The sequence below is a fragment of the Paenibacillus sanguinis 2301083 = DSM 16941 genome (assembly GCF_000374825.1).
In the GTDB taxonomy this organism is placed as follows: domain Bacteria; phylum Bacillota; class Bacilli; order Paenibacillales; family Paenibacillaceae; genus Fontibacillus; species Fontibacillus sanguinis.
Window position 1 is genome coordinate 1 of the sequence record NZ_KB895394.1, and the last position, 24,113, is coordinate 24,113.

Below are 24,113 nucleotides of genomic sequence, written 5' to 3' on the forward strand. Positions count from 1 at the left end.
AAACGAGTACGCACACGAATCCGCGAACTCCGAGCGCTTGGAGTACCCGAATGGGCCTGCTTTAGGATGGCAAACTCGCGGCGAGGCGCATGGGAAATGTCTCGGAACACAAATAATGCCCTTCCCACTTCCTACTGGGAAGCGAGAGGGCTGAAAAGTTTGCTTTCACGTTACTTAGAGCTTTGTTAACCTTTTGGAACCGCCGTATGCGGACCCGCATGTACGGTGGTGTGAGAGGACGGGGGCTTGCCGCCCCCTCCTACTCGATCGTCGTCACGGACCGGACTAGGTGAATATCGTCCTTGAGGAGGTCGTAACTGTGAGCATCGAAAGTCATATCATTATGGATGAAACGGCGATTCGCAGGGCACTGACAAGAATTGCACATGAAATTTTGGAACGTAATAAAGGAATTGAAGGTTGCGTGCTGGCAGGAATTAAAACAAGGGGAGTACATTTGGCGAAGCGGTTGGCCGAGCGGCTGGAAGACATTGAGGGAACGGCAATTCCTTGGGGGGAGCTTGACGTAAGGAACTATCGCGATGACACGGAGAGCTCTGTACGTGGAACAAATAAAGCGACCTTTCCGGTCTCCATTCACGGGAAGAAGGTTATCCTGTTTGACGATGTTCTCTACACGGGACGGACAATCCGCGCGGCGATGGATGCAATTATGGATTGCGGTCGGCCAGAATCGATTCAACTTGCTGTCCTTGCCGATCGGGGACATCGCGAATTGCCGATACGGGCCGATTATATCGGGAAGAATGTTCCAACCTCCCGCTCGGAAGAAATAGAAGTGCTGTTGACAGAGCATGATGGCAGTGACATGGTTCGTATCCTGCATACGCGAGAGGGGAACTGAGCATGGGAATGACAGCAAACGCGGTGAAGGAGCGCAGCCTTCTGGGGTTAAAGGATCTGAGTGCGGATGAGATCAATGCCATCCTGAATCGGGCGGCTTATTGGGATGCAAGAGAAGAGAAGATGATCCCGGCGCTGAAGGATTTTTTTGTAGCTAATATGTTTTTTGAGAATAGCACACGAACCCGGTTTTCCTTCGAAATGGCAGAGAAGCGGCTTGGCGCTCAAGTGTTGAACTTTGCGGCAGCGGCCTCCAGCGTGGAGAAGGGTGAATCGATCTATGATACGGTGAGAACGCTGGAATCCATGGGAATTGATGCCGGAGTTATTCGCTTGAAGCCCATCGGTATGCTGGCTGAGCTGGCGAAGAAGGTAAGTGTGCCTCTGGTGAATGCCGGAGATGGCAATAATGAGCATCCTACGCAAGCCTTACTGGATTTGTACACTATGAAGCAGCAGTTTGGAGAATTGAACGGCCTGAAGGTGTCTATTATCGGAGACATCCAGCATAGCCGGGTAGCCCGTTCTAATCTGTGGGCCTTGCAAAAGTTCGGGGCTGAGGTCAAGCTGTGCGCGCCGCCAAATATGCAGGCGCCGGAGCTGGCTGCTTACGCTCCTTACGTCACGATGGATGAAGCGCTCTGCGCTGATGTGGTGATGATGCTCAGGGTTCAACTGGAACGGCATCATGGTGACATTTTCAGCCGGGCAGAGGATTACCGCTTGCAGTACGGCCTGACAGAGGAACGGGCTGAACGGCTGGCCCCACACGCACTGATCATGCATCCGGCTCCGGTGAACCGGGGTGTGGAAATTGATGATGCGGTTGTGGAACATCCGCAGTCACGGATTTTTAAACAGATGCAAAACGGCGTGCCTATTCGCATGGCGGTCATGGAGCGGGCTTTGTTATAGGCCTAGGCCATGCCAGATGGAGAACGAGTAAGCGAGGAGCGAATTGGAACATATTAGAGCGAAGGGTGAGCAGGAATGAAGCTTATAATCGAAAATGCAAATATTTTGAACGGGCACGGAGAGCAGGAGCTCTCCCGGATTGCTATAGAGGATGGCTTGATCGTCAGCATCGAGAGATCGACTGAGGCTGGAACTTCGGTAGATGACACGACGCAGGTGCTGGATGCCAAAGGCAGGCTGGTCACTCCGGGTTTCATCGATATGCACGTGCATTTGCGGGAGCCTGGCTTTGAGCATAAGGAAACGATTGAAACAGGTTCGCGCTCGGCAGCAAAAGGCGGCTTTACTACGATTGCCTGTATGCCGAATACGAAGCCGGTCACGGATAACCCCGAGACGGTGAGGTTGGTCAAGGAAAAAGGGAATGCAGCGGGCTTGGTTAACGTATTGCCTTATGCCGCTATCACCAAAAGCGAACTGGGCCGCGAGCTTACAGACTTTGCAGCGTTGAAAGCAGCGGGAGCTATCGGCTTTACGGATGATGGGGTTGGTGTGCAAAACGCGCAGATGATGAAGGATGCCATGAAGCTGGCCGCTTCCCTGGATATGCCGGTCATTGCGCACTGCGAGGATAACTCGTTAGTGGAAGGTGCGCCAGTGGCTGAAGGAGAATTCGCTCGCAAGCATGGGCTGAAGGGCATTCCAAACGAGTCAGAGGCCATCCATGTGGGCCGGGATATTTTACTCGCAGAAGCAACTGGAGTGCACTATCATGTGTGCCATGTCAGCACGGAGCAATCGATTCGCTTGATCCGTCAGGCCAAGGAGATCGGCATTCATGTCACGGCTGAGGTATGTCCGCACCACTTGCTGCTCTCGGAGCAGGATATTCCCGAACCGGATGCCAACTGGAAGATGAACCCGCCCCTGCGTTCCAAACGGGATGTGGAAGCATGTATTGCCGCACTGGAGGATGGAACCATCGATATCCTGGTTACCGACCACGCTCCGCATAGTGCGGAGGAGAAGGCGAAGGGCATGCAGCTTGCCCCGTTCGGCATCGTTGGCTTCGAGACCGCCTTCCCGCTGCTGTACACCAAATTTGTAGCAGAAGGACGCTGGAGTCTGGATTTCCTGGTCGGACGAATGACAGCCGATCCGGCCCGTGTCTTTGGCTTAAGTACGGGGAAATTGGAGCCAGGTGCTCCAGCCGATTTAACGATTGTGGATCTGGAGCAGGAACGGGTGGTTGATCCTGAGACCTTCGCTTCCAAGGGACGCAACACTCCGTTCACTGGCTGGAAGCTCAAGGGCTGGCCTGTGGCGACTATCGTCAAGGGCAAGCTCGTTTGGTCAGAGTGATTGAAGACAAAATATAAATACCTTTTAAAGTGATGCATAAAGGAGTGCTGAAGGATGCAGGCAAGATTGTTATTGGAGGACGGCACGTTGTTCACCGGAACCTCGTTTGGAGCAGAAGGGGACAAAACAGGCGAGGTCGTTTTTAATACAGGAATTACAGGCTATCAAGAGGTTCTGTCCGATCCTTCTTATTGCGGTCAAATCGTGACGATGACCTATCCGCTAATCGGAAACTACGGAATTTCGCGTGATGACTTCGAGTCCGTTGCACCGTCGATCCATGGTTTTGTTGTCCGTCGTTATGAACCAACCCCAAGTAATTGGCGGGCGCAGTACAATTTGGGTGATTTGCTCAAGGAGCACGGCATTCCCGGCATTACCGACATCGATACACGGATGCTGACCCGGTTGATTCGCCATCAAGGGACGATGAGAGGGATTTTGACGACCTCAGCGAAGCCGGTCGAGGAATTGCAAGAAATGATGCTTGCGACGAGCATTTCTGAGCTGCGCAATCAAGTGGCGCAAACCTCAACCCAGCATGTCTACAGCAGTCCGGGCTCCAAGGAGCGGATTGTGCTGGTGGACTTCGGAGCAAAAAGTGGTATTTTGCGCGAGTTGAACAAACGTGATTGCGATGTAGTCATTGTGCCGCATAATACAACGGCCGAAGAAATTCGCCGCCTGCATCCTGATGGCATCCAATTATCAAACGGACCCGGAGACCCCAAGGATGTTCCTTATGCCGTAGATATGATCTCCGAATTGCTTGGCGAGTATCCGATCTTTGGCATTTGTCTGGGACATCAATTGTTCGCCCTGGCTGCGGGTGCGGATACCGAGAAGCTGAAATTCGGACATCGGGGTGGCAATCACCCGGTCAAAGAGCTGGCCTCAGGACGCTGCTACATCACTTCACAGAATCACGGTTATACCGTAAACGAAGCTTCTATCTCCGGTACGGAGCTGGAAGTCACACATATCAACAATAATGACAAGACTATAGAAGGCTTGCAGCATAAGAAGCATCCGGCATTTTCGGTGCAATACCATCCGGAGGCAGCTCCAGGGCCCTACGACAATAGCTATCTTTTCGATCGATTCATCGAAATGATTCGTGAGCACAAGCGGTTGTACCCGCAAAAGCCTCGTCAGGCCGAGATTATGGCCGCTGCGAAAGGAGAATTGTAATTCCATGCCGATCAAAAAAGACCTAAAGAAAATTCTCGTTATCGGCTCCGGGCCGATCGTTATCGGTCAGGCGGCCGAGTTTGACTATGCTGGAACGCAAGCCTGCCAGGCGCTCAGAGAGGAAGGCGTCGAGGTTGTGTTGATTAACAGCAACCCGGCTACCATCATGACAGATACAAATATGGCCGATAAGGTCTACATTGAACCGATTACACTGGAGTTTGTTACCCAAATTATCCGGCAGGAGCGTCCCGACGGCCTGTTGCCAACGCTCGGTGGACAAACGGGCTTGAATATGGCAGTGGAGTTGGCTCGTGCAGGCGTGCTGGAGCGGGAAAACGTGAAGCTGCTGGGAACGCAGTTAACCTCCATTGAGAAGGCAGAGGACCGGGATTTGTTCCGCGAGCTGATGCGTGAATTGGAGCAGCCAGTGCCGGATAGTACGATTATCACTTCGCTGGAGGAAGCGCTGAATTTTGCGGAAGAGATCGGTTATCCGCTCATTGTGCGGCCAGCTTATACGCTGGGGGGTACGGGCGGCGGCATCTGCGCCACGGAAGAGGAGCTGCGAGAGACGGTTGCTTCGGGTATCCGCTATAGTCCCATTGGGCAATGCCTGATCGAGAAATCGATTGCCGGAATGAAGGAAGTCGAATATGAAGTTATGCGGGATGCTAACGACAACTGCATCGTGGTCTGCAACATGGAGAACTTCGATCCTGTCGGTGTACATACCGGGGACAGCATTGTCGTAGCGCCAAGCCAGACGCTCTCTGATCGCGAATACCAAATGCTGCGCTCGGCTTCGCTCAAGATCATTCGTGCGCTCAATATCGAAGGCGGATGCAACGTACAGTTCGCACTGGACCCTCAAAGCTTCCAATACTATGTGATCGAAGTGAATCCACGGGTGAGCCGTTCTTCGGCTTTGGCCTCCAAGGCTACGGGCTATCCGATTGCCAAGATGGCGGCCAAAATCGCTTTGGGTTACACGCTGGACGAAATTATTAACCCGGTAACCGGCCAAACCTATGCTTGCTTCGAGCCTACACTTGATTATATCGTCAGCAAAATTCCACGCTGGCCGTTTGATAAATTCATCCATGCCAACCGCAAGCTGGGGACGCAAATGAAGGCGACAGGCGAGGTAATGGCAATCGGCAGAACGTTTGAGGAATCGATCCAAAAGGCTATTCGTTCTCTGGAGATCGGCACGCATCGCCTTTATCTGAAGGGGACTGACAAGCTGGATGATGAGACGCTTAACACGCGGCTGATCAAGGCGGATGACGAGCGTCTGTTCCTGATTGCCGAAGCCTTCCGCCGCGGTTATAATTTGCAACAAATCCACGACTTGACCCAGATTGATTGGTGGTTCCTCGACAAAATCGAGAGACTGGTTGCCTTCGAGGAGAAAATCACACGTGATGCACAGCTTGATTACGATACGCTGTATCAGGCCAAGCGTCTCGGCTTCACGGACCGGGCAATCGCGGAGCTTCGAGCCGGGGCTCAGCCAGCCGGAACGCATTTGACCGAAGCGGACGTCAGAAATTACCGTCACGAGCATGGGTTGCGTCCTGTATACAAAATGGTTGATACCTGTGCAGCCGAATTTGAGGCTTCTACACCTTACTACTATTCAACTTATGAGACGGAAAATGAAGTGCTGCGGACGGATAAGGAGAAGATTGTGGTGCTTGGCTCCGGTCCGATCCGTATCGGGCAAGGGATTGAATTTGATTACTCGACAGTCCATGCCGTGTGGGCGATCCAGAAGGCAGGCTACGAGGCAGTTATCATTAATAACAATCCGGAGACCGTATCTACGGACTTTAATACCTCGGATCGTCTCTACTTCGAGCCGTTGTTCTTCGAGGATGTTATGAACGTGATTAACGAAGAGAAGCCGGTTGGGGTTATCGTGCAATTCGGCGGACAGACAGCGATTAACCTTGCGGCACCTCTGCAAGAGGCGGGTGTGCGGATTCTCGGCACTTCCCTGGAAAGCATCGATGAAGCCGAGGATCGCAAGCGGTTTGAGGCGTTGCTGTCGCGTCTGGACATTGCCCAGCCTAAAGGCAGCACAGTGACTTCAGTAGAAGAAGCCGTAGGCACGGCACAATCGCTGGGTTATCCGGTGCTTGTCAGACCTTCCTATGTCCTGGGAGGCCGGGCCATGGAGATCGTTTACTCGGATGCCGAGCTGCTGAAATATATGGAAGAAGCGGTGAATATCAATCCACAGCACCCGGTGCTCATTGACCGTTATATGCTTGGCAAGGAAGTTGAGGTGGATGCGATCTGCGACGGAGAAACGGTGCTGATTCCAGGGATTATGGAGCACATCGAACGGGCAGGGATTCATTCCGGAGACTCGATCGCTGTTTATCCACCACAGCATTTGTCAGATGAATTAAAGGAAAAGATTGCGCTCATTACCGTTAAAATTGCTCGCGAATTGAATACGGTTGGGCTGGTCAATATCCAGTTTGTCATCTACAAAGGTGAAGTGTATGTCATCGAAGTGAACCCACGCTCCTCACGGACCGTTCCGTTCCTGAGCAAAGTGACTAATATACCGATGGCTAAACTGGCCACGCAGTGTATCCTGGGTACAAAGCTTAGCGATCTGGGCTACAAGGACGGCTTATGGCCAGAAAGCAATCAGGTAGCGGTCAAGGTTCCGGTCTTCTCCTTCGCCAAGCTGCGCCGGGTAGAGCCGACCCTGGGACCCGAAATGAAATCCACCGGGGAAGTGATGGGACGGGACCCACAATATGCCAAGGCATTATACAAGGGCTTGATCGGGGCTGGTATGAAGATTCCGGCAACAGGCGCGATCATTGCAACAGTAGCCGATAAAGATAAGCAAGAAGCGGTTGAGCTCTTACGCGGCTTCTACAAGTTAGGCTATAAGATTATTGCTACAGACGGTACGGCTTCGGCTTTGATTGAGGCAGGCATTCATGTTACGACCGTCTACAAGCTGTCGGAAGGGGTACCGAACATTCTCGATCTGATTCGGAACGGCGAAGCCCACTTTGTCATCAATACGCTGACCAAAGGCAAGACGCCCCAACGCGACGGTTTCCGTATTCGCCGTGAAGCGGTAGAAAACGGGATAGTCTGCATGACCTCGCTGGATACGGTCCGCGCCTTGCTGGAAATGCTGGAGACGATTAATTTCTCCTCCCAGGCGATGCCGTCCCTATAAGTGCGTGTTCCAAAACTCGACTTTAAGAACGAATTACATTTAAGCGGCGGCTCGGAAGCAAACAGCTTCGGAGCCGCGCGCATGACTGGAGGAGCAAATTTGCGTTCATTTGAAGAAGCGGCTGGCAGGTTGATCGTCGGATTGGATTTTCCCGAGGCAGAGCAGGCAAGAAAGCTCTTAAAGGAGCTTGCAGGAATCCCTTGCTATATGAAGGTAGGGATGCAACTCTTTTACGCGACAGGACCCGATTTCATCCGTGAGTTGAAGCAGCAGGGCTACTCCGTTTTTTTAGATGTGAAAATGCATGATATCCCTAATACTGTCAAGGGTGGAGCAAATAGTGTTACGCGGCTGGGCGTAGATATGTTCAACGTTCATGCGGCCGGGGGACTTGATATGATGAGGGCGGCGAGAGCAGGCGCTTTGGCTGCACTCAAGGCCGATGCTTCGCTGCCGACTCCCCGGATCATTGCGGTAACCCAGTTGACCAGTACGAATCAGCGGACATTAAATGAAGAAATCGGTATTCCCGGCAATGTAGAGGATGCTGTAGTACACTACGCAAGCTTGGCCCGCGAGGCCGGCCTGGATGGTGTAGTCGCTTCACCGCTCGAAGTCAAGGCGATCAAGCAACGCTGTGGACAAGCCTTCTTGACGGTAACCCCGGGCATTCGACCGGTAAGCAGTGCCATGGAAGATCAGTCGCGAACGCTGACCCCTGGCGAGGCGATACAGCAAGGAACGAATTATATTGTGGTAGGGCGGCCGATTACTGCGGCAGCGCAGCCGCGCGAAGCGGCCGAAACTATTATTCAGGAGATGATGCAACAATGACTCAAGGCTCTTTCACTTCCGTAGAGGCCAAAATTGCCGCCAGCTTGCTTGATATCGGAGCGGTGGCGCTTCGTCCACATCAACCGTTTACCTGGACCTCGGGCATTCAATCCCCGATTTATTGCGATAATCGGCTCACGATGTCTTATCCCGAGATACGTGATCTGATTGCCGACTCGTTTGCGGCTCTCATTCGGGAAGCATATCCGGAGGCCGAAGTGGTTGCCGGAACTGCGACTGCGGGGATTCCGCATGCCGCATTCGTAGCCCAAAAGCTGGGGCTTCCAATGGCTTATATCCGCGATAAGGCTAAAGGCCACGGCAAGGAGAACCAAATCGAAGGGTTGATCAAGCCAGGGCAGAAAGTGGTTGTCATCGAGGACCTGATCTCGACGGGGGGCAGTTCAATCAAGGCTGCTGAGGCCGTACGCAATGCCGGGGCAGAGCCATTGGCTGTACTGGCCATCTTCAGCTATCAGCTAAGTAAGGCAGTCTCGGCGTTTGCGGCTGCCGGCATTCCGTTGCAAACCTTGTCCAATTACACGGCGCTGATCGACGTAGCTATCGAGCGTGGGGACATCAAACCGGAGGATTTGGCGTTGCTGCAATCCTGGCGGGAGAATCCCGCAGCGTTCGGGAAATAGGCAAGCCACGAACAGAGGACAGCATGGCGATAAGCAGCCTAAACAAACAGACCATCTGCAGGATAATGGATTAGTCCTTCTCCTGCAAATGGTCTTCTTTATTTACTGTGGTCAAATCTATAACTCTCGTATTTCTCCACATTGCGCAGACTGGTCCAAATGTCCGGAGATTCACCGCCGATATGCCAATAAGCATAACCTGCAAGGCCGCGGTCCATCCCTAGCTGGAGCTTAGTGGACAGGGAGCGGGCATCCTCCAGCCATATGCGGTGTTTGGTGTCTCCCTTCCAGTATTCTGTCAGATATTGGCCGGCTTCGGGGTTCCATCTCGGAGAGGTTCCGGTTGCCCGGATTCGTTTGTTCTGCTCCGGCAAAGAGAGATCCTCCGACGAGAGGGTGTTGCCTTGGGCATTGACAACCCAATCTCTGGTATACAATGGCATTCCGAGTATCAGTTGGTCTGCTTGGACTTGGGTGAGCAGCTTGTCGAGATGTTGCTCTACCCAGTTTAAGGATGCTACTGAACCGGCCTTATATCCCGTCCAATGCTCGTCGTAGGCCATGATAACCAAGTAATCGGCATGTTTGGCCAATTCGGCATAGTTATAGGCTGCGGACCAGTCACTGCCAAGATCGGGCGGCAGATCCACCGATAAAACCGCTTGAATGTTATGCAGTTCCTTGGCGAGCGTGGCAATAAAGCTGGTGAACAGATCGCGATCCGAGGCGTGAACGTTCTCGAAGTCGATATTTATCCCGGCCAAGCTGTATTTTTGCACATAGGACTTTATGCTCTGGATTGCCGTGGACGATAACGAAGGTGAGTTGAGCATCTGGTGTGTGGCTTTCTGGTCAAAGCGGTTCCCCACCATGGCCCACACCTGTTTGTCGTTATTTTGGGCCCATGTATTTAATGAAGGAATGCTGGAATCAGAAATGCGGCCCGAGCTTTCGAGAAAATACCATCTAGGCGACAACACGTTGACGTTAGATTCCATTACGGACTTCTGATACGCCTCAGTAGATTGACCGTATTGCCAGCCGATATGGATAGCCGAGGACGGAGAAGGCCCGGCGCTTGCTGTCAGGGTATCCTTCCAACGGGCATCCTCCAGCAGGCGATCGAAAATAGCAGCGGTCTCCTGACGAGTTATGGACTGCGCCGGATCGAAACGGCCTTCGCTCCCTTGCATCAATCCTAACGCTGATATGGCGGTTACATAGGGCTTGGCCCATGCGGCGATGCTCAAGCTATCCCGATAGGAAGAAATGGAGCTTGCGGCGGGTATGGCTTGCTTGAGTGCTTTGGTCAGCCACACCGCGGCCTCTTGCCGGCTGAGTGTTTGTTCAGGCCGAAAGGTCCCGTTCCCCAAGCCATTGGTTATGCCAAGCTCGGTAGCGGCCTGAACCGCTCCATAATACCAGGTGCTTCTCGGCACATCCGTATAAGCGGGAATGGCAGAGGAAGTAGGAGTGATTCCGAAGGCCCGCATCAACACAGTCATGAACTCAGCCCTGGTGACGGGACGCTTCGGGGAAAAAGAGGTTGCTGTGGTTCCTTGCATGATGCCGCTGGCGTGCAAGCGAGAAATGGCTTCACTAGCATAGCTTGTTGAGATATCATGATAGGGAAGCATGGCGGCTGTTGCAGGTATTTGGCGAGTAGTGGTATATGTAAAAAGCAACGTTCCTATGAGCATAAGCCAAAATATTTTTTTCATAAAGTAGAGCTCCTTGGTGAATTTAGTAGAATTGTCCTTAATTCTAACAGAATTGTAATCTTTCATCAGCGCTCAAAATATGGAAATATATGATCAATATCGTAAAAAGTATTGTAACTTTTTGACATCATATTTCGTTTATAATGCAAGACATAAATGACTTGCCGGACAGGGCAAGTCACGCACCGCAAATCAAGAAATGGGAGACCGATACACGATGATGCGATGGCTTCGCAAAACCAAAAAAGTGAAGGGGAATTCCCAAAAAGAGTCACGCGCTTCACGGACCCAGATTGCTGTGACACTGGATGAAAGTGTTGTGGAGGAAGCTGGACCGGAGGGCATTGTAGCTGATGAGAGACGGGGAGAGGATGAGCGCGATAGGGGGCCGATATTGTCGGTTAGGGACGTACATAGGTCTTTCCCGGTGGGGAATGGAGAAATCAAAGTCCTGAAAGGGATTGATATGGAGGTGCTTCCCAGCCAATTGGTGATGCTTAAGGGACGATCCGGCTCGGGGAAAACGACACTTCTGAATATGCTAGGCGGCTTGGATCAGCCGACATCCGGTGAAATTTTATTTCGCGGGCAGCCTCTGCATCAATTAAATGATGACAAACGGACGTTGCTGCGACGTGGTCAAATAGGCTTTATCTTTCAGGCCTACGCTCTGCTCCCTTTGTTGTCTGCTTGGGAGAACGTGGAGCTATCGCTGCGTATGGCCGGGGTTCCTTCTCAGGAGTGGAAGCCCCGCGTGACCTATTGCCTGGAGCTTGTTGGGCTGGGTAAGCGAATGTTTCACAGGCCGTTTGAGTTATCCGGCGGGGAGCAGCAGCGGGTAGCGATTGCCAAGGCGATTGCACACCGTCCAAAGCTGTTGCTGGCGGATGAACCGACAGCTAACCTTGATTCGCAAATGGGAGCACAAGTTATGGCAGTGTTCAAAAATATTATACAAACCGAGCATGTCACGATTTGTATGACCACACACGATCCTACAATCCTGGAGGTAGCAGACCATGTTTACGAAATGGTGGATGGCAAATTTATCAGGTAAAGGGGGGAGGCTTGTTCGGCTGGCGGGTAGCTTGACCTTGAGCTTATCTTTAGTAGCCGCATCCGGCTGCGCTTTGTTGCCGGATGAAGAGGCGGAAGAGGATTTGCCGGTAATCACGCCGCCGACGATATCCAAGAAACCGGAATATGTGGTTCGCACGGAAACGATTGAATTAAATGCAACTGCGGTCGGTAAAATTATGAGTCAACGGGAGGAGCCTTTATTTTTTACAGAGGATGATCTGCATGTCAAAGAGGTGCTAGTCAAGGCTGGAGATAAGGTGAAAAAAGGCGATGTGCTGATTCAATTGGATGTGGAGGATATGCAAAAGGACCTCCGCAAGAAAAGATTAGAGTTCCGCAAGCAGGAAATCGCTATGAAAGAGCTGCTGCGGACTAAGGATGAGAAGGACCCGATCGAGTTTGAAGAGGCGTCTATCGTCTTCGAAGAGCAGCGTCAGGATTTGGCTGATTTGGAGAAAACCATCGGGGACGGTACGCTCAAAGCGCCGTTCTCGGGTACAGTTGTGTCCATCTCCGCGCAAAAGGGCAGCTCGATTAAATCCTATGATCCGGTAGCCGTCCTTTCCGACACATCTTCGCTGGTGGTTGCGGCCGCTTTTGCCAAAGAGGATTTGACCAAAATTGCCGTAGGCATGAAGGCGAAGGTCGATATTAATGCGTCTGGCGTATACGAGGGCAAGATTAAGGTTATGCCGGTGAGCACGGGCTCGGACAATGATAATGGTAACGGAAATCCGAACGAGCCGGAGAAGGATTCGATTGATAAGTACGTGATTATCGAACTGGCCAAATGGCCGGAAGGCATTGAACGGGGCCGCCCGCTTAGCGTGGCCATCGTCACCGAACGTAAGGAAAATGCTGTGCTGATTCCTGCATCTGCCCTGCGTACCATTGGCTCACGGACTTATGTTCAGGTTATTGAAGCGGATGGCTCCAAACGCGAGGTGGATGTCGAGGTTGGGCTGCAAACCTCAACGGATATTGAAATTGTGAAGGGACTTACCCCGGGACAGAAAGTAGTGGGTCGCTAGATGGGTATTCCTTTATTACGTCTGCTGTTCCGTAAAATGTGGAACACGAAATGGTTAACGCTGAGCACTTTGCTGGGCCTGATTGTCGCCGTCTCGTTTACGGTCAGCATCCCGATGTATTCCGATGGATCGCTGAAGAGAGTGGTCGCTACAACGCTGAAGAGCGAAAGCGAAGGGCTGCCGGCAGGCTCCTTAATCATGAGCTATCAGGCGGCGGGCGGGACAAAAACGGACCTGGGCGCCCTGGAGGCCGTTAACCAATATATTGTTGACGAGGTTCCTCATGAAATTGGTTTTCCATACGATGCCTATACGAATACGCGTGCCATTCGCGGTACTGAGGTATTCCCGGAAGATCCCACAAAGGTGGATGCCAGCCGGACAAGAACTATGTCGATCCTGTCGATGAGCGGGTTGCAGGAGCATATTTCACTTTCGGGCGGCCAAATGTTTTTGGATACCGTGAACGACCATATGGTTGAGGCTCTCATGCTGGAGGAGGCGATGTATCGCCAGGACCTCCATGTCGGTGATGTGATGGAGTACCCAGTATACAGCGGGGTGGATATCACGCTCAAGGTCAAAATCGTCGGTGTTTTCCAGCCTGAAAATGAGAGCGATCCTTATTGGTACCAGGGCTTTGAAGGGATGATGAATAGCTTCTACATCTCAGAGAAAGCGTTTAATGATGTATTATTAAAGCAATTATCCATACCCTTGCATAATTCAAGCTGGTATTATGCCTTTAATTTATCTGACATTCAAACCAGCCAGTTGTCGCCGTTATCCGATACACTGAACCGGCTGAATGTGAGTCTGTATCAAAAGCTTAAGGATACCAAGGTCGATGTTTCATTCGGCAGCTTGCTGAATGACTTCCGGAAGCAGAGCTTGCAGATGCAGACCTTGCTGTTCACGCTGGCCGCTCCGATGATTGCGATGGTATTCTACTATATCGTGATGAATGCGCGCCAGGCACTGGATAAGCAACAGAGCGATATCGCGGTTCTGCGAAGCCGCGGGGCGTCGACGAAGCAGATTGTTTTTATCTATCTGCTGGAGAGCTTGATACTTGGGGCCGTTTCTTTGATTGCCGGTCCACTGCTGGGGTGGTTTATGTCCAAAAGCATCGGGTCGGCAGACGGTTTCCTGACCTTCGTAAATCGTAAATCCATCCCGGTTGGATTTAATCTGGACGCTCTGGCATTAGGCGGGGCAGCGGTGGTTATCGCTATTCTGGCCACCTTGCTGCCGGCGATATCCTATGCCCGCTCATCTATTGTGAAGGCAAAGCAAAAGCAAGCGCGTGCTGATCGTGCACCGTTCTGGCAACGGTGGTTCATCGACATCGTCTTGATGGCCGTCGCTGGCTATGGTTACTATCTGTTCAATGAACGGCAGATGCTGACCTTCCAAACCGGCATGACCACGGATGAATTACAGGTGCAGCCATTCTTGTTCTTCGTGCCTGCACTGGCGATTTTCTCTATCGGTCTATTCTTCCTGCGGGTATTCCCATGGTTGTTGAAGCTGATTGGCTGGCTTGGCAAGAAGTGGTTGCCGGTGCCTTATTATTTGAGCTTGACCCAGCTATCCCGTTCTTCTTCGTCTTATTATCCGCTGATGATTCTGCTCGTGTTGACCCTGGGGCTTGGTGTGTATAACGCCTCAGCGGCTCGGACGATCGATTTGAACTCAACGGAGCGGACTCTCTACAAATATGGCTCCGATGTCATTATGCGAACCGTATGGGAGGGAACCGCGGAGATTACTCGCCCAGTCCAAGGAGGTGGTTCCGGAGGGAATTCAAATCCCGGTCAAGGCGGGAACTCCGGGCAGCCGGGAGGTGGCGGAAATCCGGGTGCTCCAGGTGGAGGCGGCGGTGCTCCGGGAGGCGGTCAAAACCGGCCGCCATCCAAGGTCATCTACTCCGAACCTCCGTTTGAATTTTTCCGGGAGCTGGATGGGGTTGAGCATGCAGCGCGCGTGCTGCAAACCAAGGGGAATATCATTATAGCTGGACGTTCAGCAGGGCAAGGGAATGTGATGGGGATCGACAACCTGGATTTTTCCAAGGTAGCCTGGTTCAGAAATGACTTGTTCCCTACCCATCCATTCCGTTACTTGCAGTTCCTTGGCATGAATGAGAGTGCAGCGTTAATACCTTCTAACCTGGCAGAGAAATACAAGCTGAAACCGGGAGATGTATTTTCGATTGCGCTCGGCGATCAGACGGTGGAATTTGCTGTCTACGGTATTTTGCCGTATTGGCCTAGTCAATACCCGGATCAAGCCCCGTTTGTCATTGCCAATCTGGATTATATTTATGACCAGGTTCCGCTGATTCCTTATGAGGTATGGCTGAAAATGAAGCCGGGAGCCAAGGTGGCTCCGCTGATTACCAAGCTGGCCGAGCAAGGCATCGATCTCTATTCGGTTGATGACGTGCGCAGCGAACTGGCAATACAAAGTAAGCACCCGACACGGGGCGGGGTATTTGGTATTTTGAGTCTGGGCTTCCTTGTTTCGGTCATTGTCTCACTGATCGGCTACATCCTGTATTGGTTCTTTAATCTGTCAGGGCGGGTTGTTCAGTTCGGGATATTGCGGGCCATGGGCTTATCGCGGAGGCAACTCACGTTTATGCTGCTGGCTGAGCAGATTTTGACGGCAGGGCTGTCCATTGCATTAGGTATCGTTATCGGGAAGATTGCCGGTAAGCTGTATCTGCCCTTCCTGCAAACGGCTGATAATGTAACGACGCAAGTACCACCGTTTCGCATTGTGTTTGATTCCCAGGATACGCTTCAGCTATATGTGGTTGTATTCGTTATGCTGCTTCTGGGTGCCGGGCTGCTGCTTTGGCAAATCCGTCGCTTGCGGGTGCATCAGGCCGTTAAAATGGGAGAGGAGCGTTAAAGATGATTCAATGCGAAGGACTCGTCAAAATTTTCAAATCCGAAGACATCGAGGTTGTGGCGCTCCAAGGCCTGAATTTATCCGTTGAGCAGGGCGAGATGATGGCGATCATCGGCAACAGTGGTAGCGGTAAATCAACACTTCTGAATATTCTGGGGGGGCTGGATCATCCCTCGGCAGGGCAAGTGTCTGTCGGAGGGTGGGATTTGCTTAAGATTCAGGATGCTCAATTGGTGGAGTACAAGCGCAATACGGTGGGGTTTGTCTGGCAAAATAATGGCCGCAATCTTTTGCCGTATTTGACCGCGCTGGAAAATGTAGAAATGCCGATGCTGTTGACTGGCAAGCTAGACCGGGCCTATGCCCAAGAACTGCTGGAGCGTGTAGGGCTGAAGGATAGAATGCACAATAAATTGCATCAGCTCTCGGGCGGGGAGCAGCAGCGTGTGGCGATTGCCATTTCGCTGTCTAATCGCCCGAAGCTGTTGCTGGCCGATGAACCTACGGGTTCGGTGGATACGGCGACTTCCGATCAAATCATGCAAATCTTCCGGCAAGTGAATCGGGAGCTTGGCATTACGGTCGTGATTGTTACGCATGACTTAACGTTGGCGGGCAAGGTAGACCGGGTGGTAGCCATTCGCGACGGTCTGACCAGCACCGAGTTCGTGAAGCGTAATCCCAATTTGGATTTGGCTGCGGCAGGGCTTGGAGCTGGCGGGCTCCAGGAGGTGCATGAGGCGTTTGTGGTGGTTGACCGCGTAGGCCGGCTTCAAGTTCCTAAGGAATATCTGGAATCCTTAGGGATTAGCGGCCGGGCTTCGATGGAGTTTGATGGGGAGAAGATTGTGATAATGGCACCTAAATCATTGGAGGAGGAACAATCATGATGAAGAAATTTGGGAGGCTGAAGAAGGTAGTGTCGATTACGCTGATGGCTACGTTGGCCCTGGGCCTGCTCGCAGGCTGCAACAGCGGTAAAGCCGGGGATAGTCAGCAGGAGCAGGTTTTGCGTATCGGGGTGCTGTCCGGGGGATATAATGACTCTTACTTCCGTCAGCAATACACGGATGTCTTTGAGTTTGCAAATCAGAATGTCCGTATTGAAATTGTTCCAGCGATTGATGAGTCTGAATATCGGTATCGGGAAAGTTCAGAGCCTTATGTTCAGCCCGATTATGTGGAGAGCATGAAGAAGATTACGGGCGGCAGCAACCCGGTCGATATTGTTATGGCCGATACCGATGTGATTAATCAATTAATCAAGGAAAACATGCTTAAGGCCTTGGACCCATTGATTCAGGAAGATAAATTTGATACGACAGATTTTGTTCCGGCGGTAATTGAAGGAATTAAGGATATGGGAGAAGGCAGCCTGTATGCTTTGGCACCATCCTTCTCCTCCTCGGCGCTGTACTATAACAAACAAATCTTTGCAGATGCCGGGGTTGAGCCACCGACGGACAATATGACTTGGGACGATATCTTCAATCTGGCTCGCCGTGTAACGAAGGGCGAGGGGAAGGAGCGGGTTTACGGCTTCAACTTTAGCCGTTATATGGGCAATGATCTATTCTGGGATATACGATCCGATTATCTCCCGGCGCTTCAGCTCAAAACCTTTGATGACAAAGCCGAAACGATGACGGTGAACACGCCGCAATGGACGAAGGTCTGGGAGACAGCCAGCAAGCTGTACAAGGAAAAAATTATTCCGGATAGCAACTCCATGATGGAGGAAATGGAGGACAACTGGACTCCTGTTAACAGTGATATGTTCCTGTCAGGCAAAGTAGCGATGACGATTGGCGAAAACTATTATGTCAATGAAATCTATGACGCTAATAGCAACGCCTCAAAAATTAAAAATTTTAAGCCGGTGGATTGGGATGTTGTTACGATTCCCTCTCATCCGGAGAAGCCGGGTGTGGGAGGCAAGATTTGGCTTAATGGTTTGTTTGCTATCAATAGCGCTGCACCTAATCCGGAGACGGCCTGGGATTTCATTAAATTTATTAATGGCGAAGACTGGGCTAAATTAAAATCCCGCAGCAATTCTTATGAAATGCTGGCCCGTAAATCCTATATTAAACCGAAAAACGGACTGGATTACAACATTCAAGCATTTTATTTGTTGAAGCCGGTACCGCCTAGTGATTCCAAGCTCGATAAATTAATGGCGGAAAGACAAGGACTGTACAGCATCGACGATATAGGACGCCAGTTCTTCCAAGAGGTGCTGGAGAATAAGAAGACGCCTGAGGAAGCCTTGAAGGCCTGGGAAGAGAAAGGAAATACCATGCTGCAGGAAATTAAGAATAATCCGAAAACCCTGTTCCAGCAGGACGGTACGCCATTTGTTCCGGCCGATGCGGCTGTGGCAGGATAATGCGCTAAGCCATCCTTTGCTTGATTTGTGCATATTGGAAAATTTACCAGCTTATAAAAAGCCGTACGGGGCTAACCCGACGGCTTTTTTTGCTATTAATGGGTATTCTATAATCAGGCCCAAGTTGAGGAAGAAAGGTACTCTGGTGAAAGGATGATGGCGAGACGTATGCGTTGGGTGTATTTTAACAAGTTGTATCGAACAAAATTTCAAGCCGGATGCCTGGCCCGCCGACTGGAACAGGATGGATGGATTTACGGCTTCGAAGATATGCGGCAAATTGAAATTTACCGTTCCCGTAAGGGCAAATATGGTGTACGCTTTATTGTCTGATCGATGAGTTATATCGATCGATCTATGGGCTTGACGTGGACTACGGAAATCGTGTATATTATTAATTGTCGCTGTTTATTGACGCGGGGTGGAGCAGCCCGGTAGCTCGTCGGGCTCATAACCCGAAGGCCGCAGGTTCAAATCCTGCCCCCGCAATCCATTTAAGTCGTGCGGGCCCTTAGCTCAGTTGGTTAGAGCGGTCGGCTCATAACCGATTGGTCGGGGGTTCAAGTCCCTCAGGGCCCATAGTGCGTGAACCCCTTGCCTAGCAAGGGGTTTTTGCTTTTTGGTAGGGTGGTAGAGATGGGGGGATTCGTACGATTTTAGTGCTGAGTCAACCGGATTGGTCACGTAAATGGTCACGAAGTTGATTTTGATTCAGTCAAAACTCTTCATTTTCGCTTCAACCAAATCTACAGCGCCACGCTGCATATCAGGCAGCAGATGGGAGTAGCGGTCAAGGTAAATTTGGACACTGCTATGACCTAGTCGCTCAGCTCCGATAAAACACAAACCTAAAGAGATGCCAGTTACAAGAGATTGTTTGTTCAATTCGACACCTCCTTACCATAATATTACGAATATCAGTTTCAAGTATCTAAGGAATAGAGATGCAGACTAACGCAGAGAGCTCTAGAAATATCATATTTGAGACATTTAATGCGGGAAGGGTGAGTGGAACATGAGTTTGCAAGGATCAATTTTACAGCAACTACCTTTGCTGTAGTTATTGATTATGGCCGAGGCAGAAATGAGGAAGGGGGAAATTGGGTTACGACCTCCAGAATTAAAATGATCAAAGTTTTCATTCAATTTGTATTGTTTATTTTTAAAGCCATGGTCAGATCCAAAAAAAGAATCTGCCATAGCCAAGGCTCCGAAGAAACAATATAATATTAGCGTTACGACATTACAAAATCATAAGAATCAGGAGACGATATTTACCAAAGTATACGTCACCAGTAACCCTATCGTTATTAAAAATAAATATGTTCCAAAAAGCAAAACCAACTTATATTCGAATTTTTTCATTTTGCATAACCTCCGATAGTTTAATTACAGAGGCCTTGGATTTACATATTATAATCCACAAAAATTATGCAGTCAAACCGCTGGAACCCGTAGCACTAGCGTATCAATAAATACTTACAATCAGCAAAGACGAAGGAAGAAGCTCAAAGTAAGTTCACTAGGGCATGGGTAAGATAAGCAACCTTGGAACAACAGTAGAGTCAATACAAACTTTAGTTGGCTTATTGAATACAGTTTATAACACAGTTAGCCACTCCTTACATAGCACATTCGGTGCTTTTTCTTTTGCCTTCTATAGGCACTTATGTTCTGGATGTCCAAAAGTTTTGTAGGCAAAAGATCATAGAAGGGCAGGACGGGGCCGCAGCGTTGCTGTACGGCCTTATTTATCGTGCCTGTGTACGTGAAACCAACTCAACATAAGATTTTAGTCTACACACCCGTGTGGGGTGCGACGTGTCACGGTCGTTTTTCTGTTATACCCAGTTCGTTCTTGAGTGCATTTTGCAAAACGGATGAGAAGTTAATTCCGGCATGCTCCGCTTCTACATTTAGCCAGCTGGGTATCGTAAGGTTTTTCCTGACGGTTCGATTATCGTGCTTGCGACGATATTCCTCGAAATCAATGTCCACAAGCGTCACGATTTCATCCTTACTAGCTGTGGGCGTTAGAGAAGAAGGCTCAGGGATGGACCGCCCCATATCTTGCTCGGAAATGCCCCAGATGCCGATGGCATCGCGTGCCATATAAATGGCATCCGCAAGATCGGTACCTTCCGTATTAATATCAAGATCGGGCACATAAACAACATAGCCGTTATCTGTGGGACTTAAAACAACAGGATAGACCTTTTTCAATGTGATGCACCTCCATGTATTTTGAGAGGACTGGATGGCTTATTGTAGCCCCTGCCTCTTGATGATTGCTTGTGCTAGTCTTTCGTTGATTTCGCGGTGCCTGGGAATAGGCTCGGATTTTTCCCCATTTGTGTAGATGTCGTGGTTGGCACCGTTTCGGTGTAATTTCCAACCATTTTTGACTAACATATCGATTAGGTCTTTGCGTTTCATTCCCCCTCACCTCTTACTTATATATTATACGTATTTAATGCGTATAAATCAAGATCGGTGAATTGTTCATTTGTATTCCGGAGGTGGTGATACATGTAATGGCTAGAGAACGAAGCCCGGAACAGGACAAAGCAAATGTGGTTAGAGAGCAGTGGGACGATGAAGCTTAAAGACATCGCCGCTGCTCTTTCTGTTCCCGATAATGAGGTTCGGAAGTGGAAGACGCTGGACAATTGGGACACCGCGCTCAATGGGATCGCTCCATCTGAACCGAAAGGGAGCGCCCCACGTCGCGGCGTACCCAAAGGGAACAAAAATGCTGTAGGCAATCGGGGGGGGGGAGCGCCGCCGGGTAATCAGAATGCCAAGGGTAACCGAGGCGGATCAGGCGGTCCGCCGCGTAATACAAAAGCCGTCAAGACAGGGAATTTCAAACACTATGGATGGATGCATTGAGTTCCGAAGAGCAAGAGCAGCTTGAAAGGGTAGAACTTGATCCGATTTCTGCTATCGATGATTCGGTCATCCTTTACTCGTGGAGAGAAAAGGAGATTATGCTTAGGATTTAGACCCTGAAGAACGGGTTGACTGAGCAGGAACGCCAGGTGCTGTATGAACTCAAGGCTATCAAGGAAGCGATGACGGTTCATGATGAAAAATCTGGCGTAACCAAGACCATTCCTATTACTCGGATAGAGTTGGTAGAGTCCCAGATTGAAGAAAAGAGCTTCCGTAAGGTTGACGACATTATCAAGTTTGAAGAGGCACTGATACGGGTTCAAGACAAAAAGATCAAAGCTATCGAATTGAAGGCCCATCTGCTGGACGAGGAACGACAGGTTCGAATTGAAAAACTGAAGTTTGAGCTGCAGATGTTGCGAGGCGGTAAAGTTGATGATACCAAGGATGACGGATTCATAGAAGCACTACGTGGACGAACTGCGGAGGTGTGGGCTGATGGCAAGACGAAGCTTAAGCCGCCTCCGTTCAAATGGCAACCTTTCAGCGAGAAGTAGATCTGTGTCTTAACTTGGTGAATGCAGGAAAGTCCACATCATGACATGGACGGCCTGATATGTGACGGATCCGTCCGGGCTGGAAAAACAGTAGCTATGTCACTGAGCTATGTTTTTTTGGGCTATGGAGAGTTTCAACGGTGAACAGTTTGGCATGGCCAGCAAAACGATCGGTGCGCTCCGGCGGGCGTGGGGACTGATCGGGATCCGGAAGCCAAACAGGCAGTTGACTATCGTTATATCCAGGGTTACTCATATAAGGAGACGTTACTGTTCTTCCGGAGAAGCCTGAGTGACAGCACTATTCGGCGGAAGATTGGCGAGGGAATGGAGAGTGTAGCTGAGTCGCTGAAGATCATGGGGCTCTTTGAGCAGGATGATGCGGAGCTTTAAGGAGGACGAAAAGGATGAATAAGGAAACCATGCATTAATTGTGGGAGACCGATAGAGCCATCTGTTTGTAGCAAGTTGGTATCAGGCTATAAACAGAATAACTGTAAGGAATGAAAATGTTACAAGAAAATGACCACAAGCTGAACACAACTTGACTCTATATTGATAGGTATGACTGTTTCACAGACCTATCGATTGTAGTCAAAGATTGACTCGGTTGCACCAAACAAGGCAGGATGTCCTCCCCAAGAAGGAATATCATACTTTATATCTTATGGGGGAGTGTAGGGTATCCATTTACAATTTTGTTTTACCGGGCTCTTTGTAGGTGTGGACATTTTTTTGTTTATATTAACTCCATATGTTAACTGAATTATTCATTAATCAAAATAATGATCTTCCGTGAGTATAGGCCAGAGTAGTATAGTTTTCTCTAAACTTGTCGGAAAGATAAGCACAAAATAAGCAATTCGCCTGTACACTGTTGAAAAATTGAAGGAGTTGGCTGCCACATGTACAGTTATTCCCCGATGTATTTTATTCGACAAGACCATTACTGGGAGTGGACACCATCTAAGGTGGAATTAAACAGAAAACTTAGAGCTTTGTGGGAGCAACATGTGTATTGGACAAGGTTGACGGTGAATAGCATCGCCGAAGGCCTTCCTGATGTAAGCAGTACAACAGAAAGGCTTCTCCGAAGATTTTGCTGCTGTTTTAGCTACTGTATATGGTCCAGCGATTGCTAGTGAGTTTGCCAAGTTGTTACGGGGTCATCTCACGATCGCTGCTGAGTTGGTTAAGGATTTAAAATCTGGCGACTCCCAGGCTGCCAAGGATGCTCAAAGGAGATGGTATGCGAATGCGGATTCGATTGCTGAATTTCTTGCGAGGATTAATCCTTATTGGTCGAAGACGGAGTGGCAACACATGCTTTATGAGCATCTGAGACTTCTTACTGACGAGGCTGCTACTCGTCTTGCAAAGGACTATGTTAAGAACGTTGCAACAAATGATCAAATTGAACCACAGGCACTTGAAATGGCTAATGTGATGACGACTGGCATCGTTCAACAGTTTCCATAAGCTTTTTGTATTAATTGTTTGGAAATAGGGATAAATTCATTATGTGAACTCATCCCTTCTTTTGTTGGAGGTGGTGATTCATGTAATGGCTAGAGAATGCAGCCCGGAACGGGACAAGGCAAAGCGGATGTGGATGGAGGGCGGCGGTACGATGAAGCTTAAAAACATCGCCGCTGCTCTTTCTATATATAGGCAAGACATTGGTCCGGAAGAGTCAGCACCAGTCGGCACCAACTCACATAGTAGCCTTCTGTCCAGAAGTGACGATTTCAGTACTTGGTCAGGAAAGTATAAGCTGTTCATTAAGACTTTTTGTAGTACGTGTAATTGAGGTATGCCATTCGTTGTGTTAAGATAACAATAGAAACAAGGAGGCTGCGCCACAGCCTCCCCGGTACAACACTTGGGTGGAATACCTCCAAGAATGAGCTTGAAAATAACCCGTTCCCTTGGCGCTAACCTGGGCGGGTTATTTTCGTTTATTCAGATAAGTGAGAAGTGCGAGGACAAACATTCCAAGCATCATGACCTCTGAAAACGAAAATTTCATAAGCATCACCTCCGTCTGGAGGCAATACTTCCCACCCAAGCTCAGTTGTACAAGCCAAATTATACCATGAGTCTGCCAATGCTGCAGGCTCTTTATTTTGCTCGAAGAGAGCGGCAGCAAATTGCGAAAGTATATCGCTAGATGATGATCTTGATGCTAAGTGAGCATTTTAATAATCAATCTTGGCAAGTACCATAACAATTCTGAAATCCATGTTAGTCCATCAGCCCATGTTATGAGTTTAGTTCTTTGATGTCTCATTTGAACACCCCGTGTTGGATGATTTTACTAAATGCTACCACATTTACTAATGATAATCCACTGCATTAGGCGATGAAGCTGGTTCTAGTAAAATAGCAAGGGATTATTTAAAATTACCTAAAAAGAATATTATGGCGCGGGTGAAGGAATTTTTTTCTTGTTGAATAAAGAACGTGTGTTCGCATATAATGTCACCAGACTATA

At 49.8% G+C, this 24,113-nt stretch carries 22 protein-coding genes, 2 tRNA genes and 2 pseudogenes; 22 read left to right on the forward strand and 4 right to left on the reverse strand.

Annotation, left to right across the window (positions count from 1 at the left end):
- The 8 genes and pseudogenes from C557_RS25625 to pyrE all read left to right on the forward strand — a co-directional run.
- A pseudogene (locus C557_RS25625) lies at window positions 1-189 on the forward strand (group II intron reverse transcriptase/maturase); the annotation flags it as partial.
- A 130-nt stretch (window positions 190-319) separates the two neighbouring features.
- Window positions 320-865, forward strand: a complete 546-nt coding sequence (gene pyrR / locus C557_RS0119925; RefSeq protein ID WP_018753625.1) for a bifunctional pyr operon transcriptional regulator/uracil phosphoribosyltransferase PyrR — start codon at window positions 320-322, stop codon at window positions 863-865.
- A 2-nt stretch (window positions 866-867) separates the two neighbouring features.
- On the forward strand, window positions 868-1,779 hold the full coding sequence (locus C557_RS0119930) for an aspartate carbamoyltransferase catalytic subunit (protein ID WP_018753626.1): 912 nt from the start codon (window positions 868-870) through the stop codon (window positions 1,777-1,779).
- 75 nt (window positions 1,780-1,854) lie between these two features.
- Window positions 1,855-3,141 (forward strand): dihydroorotase, encoded by a 1,287-nt coding sequence (locus C557_RS0119935; RefSeq protein WP_018753627.1) that lies wholly within the window; start codon window positions 1,855-1,857, stop codon window positions 3,139-3,141.
- Between the two features lie 54 nt (window positions 3,142-3,195).
- Window positions 3,196-4,332, forward strand: a complete 1,137-nt coding sequence (gene carA / locus C557_RS0119940; RefSeq protein WP_018753628.1) for a glutamine-hydrolyzing carbamoyl-phosphate synthase small subunit — start codon at window positions 3,196-3,198, stop codon at window positions 4,330-4,332.
- 4 nt (window positions 4,333-4,336) lie between these two features.
- The gene (carB, locus tag C557_RS0119945) at window positions 4,337-7,549 is read left to right on the forward strand and encodes a carbamoyl-phosphate synthase large subunit (RefSeq protein ID WP_018753629.1); all 3,213 of its coding nucleotides are present in this window, start codon (window positions 4,337-4,339) and stop codon (window positions 7,547-7,549) included.
- 81 nt (window positions 7,550-7,630) lie between these two features.
- On the forward strand, window positions 7,631-8,383 hold the full coding sequence (gene pyrF, locus C557_RS0119950) for an orotidine-5'-phosphate decarboxylase (RefSeq protein ID WP_040677390.1): 753 nt from the start codon (window positions 7,631-7,633) through the stop codon (window positions 8,381-8,383).
- Window positions 8,380-9,027: an orotate phosphoribosyltransferase gene (pyrE, locus tag C557_RS0119955; protein ID WP_018753631.1), complete on the forward strand. Its 648-nt coding sequence runs from the start codon at window positions 8,380-8,382 to the stop codon at window positions 9,025-9,027. Before pyrF ends, pyrE begins: the two co-directional genes overlap by 4 nt.
- 98 nt (window positions 9,028-9,125) lie before the next feature.
- Here pyrE and C557_RS0119960 read toward each other — a convergent pair whose 3' ends face one another.
- Window positions 9,126-10,748 carry an S-layer homology domain-containing protein gene (locus C557_RS0119960; protein WP_018753632.1) on the reverse strand — a complete coding sequence of 541 codons (1,623 nt, stop codon included), beginning with the start codon at window positions 10,746-10,748 and terminating at the stop codon, window positions 9,126-9,128.
- Window positions 10,749-10,965: 217 nt separating this feature from the next.
- On the opposite strand from C557_RS0119960, the gene C557_RS0119965 reads away from it, so the two are divergent.
- From C557_RS0119965 to C557_RS0120000, 8 genes are all read left to right on the forward strand, one after another.
- Window positions 10,966-11,805: an ABC transporter ATP-binding protein gene (locus C557_RS0119965; protein WP_018753633.1), complete on the forward strand. Its 840-nt coding sequence runs from the start codon at window positions 10,966-10,968 to the stop codon at window positions 11,803-11,805.
- On the forward strand, window positions 11,768-12,859 hold the full coding sequence (locus tag C557_RS0119970) for an efflux RND transporter periplasmic adaptor subunit (RefSeq protein WP_018753634.1): 1,092 nt from the start codon (window positions 11,768-11,770) through the stop codon (window positions 12,857-12,859). The genes C557_RS0119965 and C557_RS0119970 overlap by 38 nt, the downstream gene beginning before the upstream one ends.
- A complete protein-coding gene (locus tag C557_RS0119975; protein WP_018753635.1) occupies window positions 12,860-15,778 on the forward strand; it encodes an ABC transporter permease in 2,919 nt (972 codons plus the stop codon).
- A gap of 2 nt (window positions 15,779-15,780) precedes the next feature.
- Window positions 15,781-16,668 (forward strand): ABC transporter ATP-binding protein, encoded by an 888-nt coding sequence (locus C557_RS0119980; RefSeq protein WP_018753636.1) that lies wholly within the window; start codon window positions 15,781-15,783, stop codon window positions 16,666-16,668.
- Window positions 16,665-18,167 carry an ABC transporter substrate-binding protein gene (locus C557_RS0119985; RefSeq protein ID WP_018753637.1) on the forward strand — a complete coding sequence of 501 codons (1,503 nt, stop codon included), beginning with the start codon at window positions 16,665-16,667 and terminating at the stop codon, window positions 18,165-18,167. Before C557_RS0119980 ends, C557_RS0119985 begins: the two co-directional genes overlap by 4 nt.
- Window positions 18,168-18,335: 168 nt before the next feature.
- Complete coding sequence (locus C557_RS25065) at window positions 18,336-18,500, forward strand: hypothetical protein (RefSeq protein WP_018753638.1); 165 nt, start codon at window positions 18,336-18,338, stop codon at window positions 18,498-18,500.
- Window positions 18,501-18,582: 82 nt separating this feature from the next.
- A tRNA-Met gene (locus tag C557_RS0119995) sits at window positions 18,583-18,656 on the forward strand.
- 16 nt (window positions 18,657-18,672) lie between these two features.
- Window positions 18,673-18,746: transfer RNA gene (locus C557_RS0120000), tRNA-Ile, on the forward strand.
- A gap of 132 nt (window positions 18,747-18,878) precedes the next feature.
- Here C557_RS0120000 and C557_RS25070 read toward each other — a convergent pair.
- The 3 genes from C557_RS25070 to C557_RS23835 all read right to left on the reverse strand — a co-directional run bounded on the left by C557_RS25070 (window position 18,879) and on the right by C557_RS23835 (window position 20,603).
- Window positions 18,879-19,052, reverse strand: a complete 174-nt coding sequence (locus tag C557_RS25070) for a hypothetical protein (protein WP_018753639.1) — start codon at window positions 19,050-19,052, stop codon at window positions 18,879-18,881.
- 939 nt (window positions 19,053-19,991) lie between these two features.
- Window positions 19,992-20,390: a type II toxin-antitoxin system HicB family antitoxin gene (locus C557_RS0120015; protein WP_018753641.1), complete on the reverse strand. Its 399-nt coding sequence runs from the start codon at window positions 20,388-20,390 to the stop codon at window positions 19,992-19,994.
- A 39-nt stretch (window positions 20,391-20,429) separates the two neighbouring features.
- Window positions 20,430-20,603, reverse strand: coding sequence for a type II toxin-antitoxin system HicA family toxin (locus tag C557_RS23835; protein WP_018753642.1), 174 nt, complete (start codon window positions 20,601-20,603; stop codon window positions 20,430-20,432).
- A gap of 159 nt (window positions 20,604-20,762) precedes the next feature.
- Here C557_RS23835 and C557_RS24745 point away from each other — a divergent pair, with 159 nt between their 5' ends.
- From C557_RS24745 to C557_RS23850, 6 genes and pseudogenes are all read left to right on the forward strand, one after another.
- The gene (locus tag C557_RS24745; RefSeq protein WP_240472993.1) at window positions 20,763-21,059 is read left to right on the forward strand and encodes a phage terminase small subunit-related protein; all 297 of its coding nucleotides are present in this window, start codon (window positions 20,763-20,765) and stop codon (window positions 21,057-21,059) included.
- A 128-nt stretch (window positions 21,060-21,187) separates the two neighbouring features.
- Window positions 21,188-21,619, forward strand: coding sequence for a hypothetical protein (locus C557_RS24750; protein ID WP_051082482.1), 432 nt, complete (start codon window positions 21,188-21,190; stop codon window positions 21,617-21,619).
- Window positions 21,620-21,806: pseudogene (locus tag C557_RS25510) on the forward strand (PBSX family phage terminase large subunit); the annotation flags it as partial. It abuts the gene before it with no gap.
- 2 nt (window positions 21,807-21,808) lie between these two features.
- Complete coding sequence (locus C557_RS0120030; protein WP_018753644.1) at window positions 21,809-22,012, forward strand: hypothetical protein; 204 nt, start codon at window positions 21,809-21,811, stop codon at window positions 22,010-22,012.
- A 762-nt stretch (window positions 22,013-22,774) separates the two neighbouring features.
- Window positions 22,775-23,098, forward strand: a complete 324-nt coding sequence (locus tag C557_RS25515; protein ID WP_018753645.1) for a hypothetical protein — start codon at window positions 22,775-22,777, stop codon at window positions 23,096-23,098.
- An 85-nt stretch (window positions 23,099-23,183) separates the two neighbouring features.
- On the forward strand, window positions 23,184-23,429 hold the full coding sequence (locus C557_RS23850) for a phage terminase small subunit-related protein (RefSeq protein ID WP_018753646.1): 246 nt from the start codon (window positions 23,184-23,186) through the stop codon (window positions 23,427-23,429).
- Window positions 23,430-24,113: the final 684 nt, after the last annotated feature.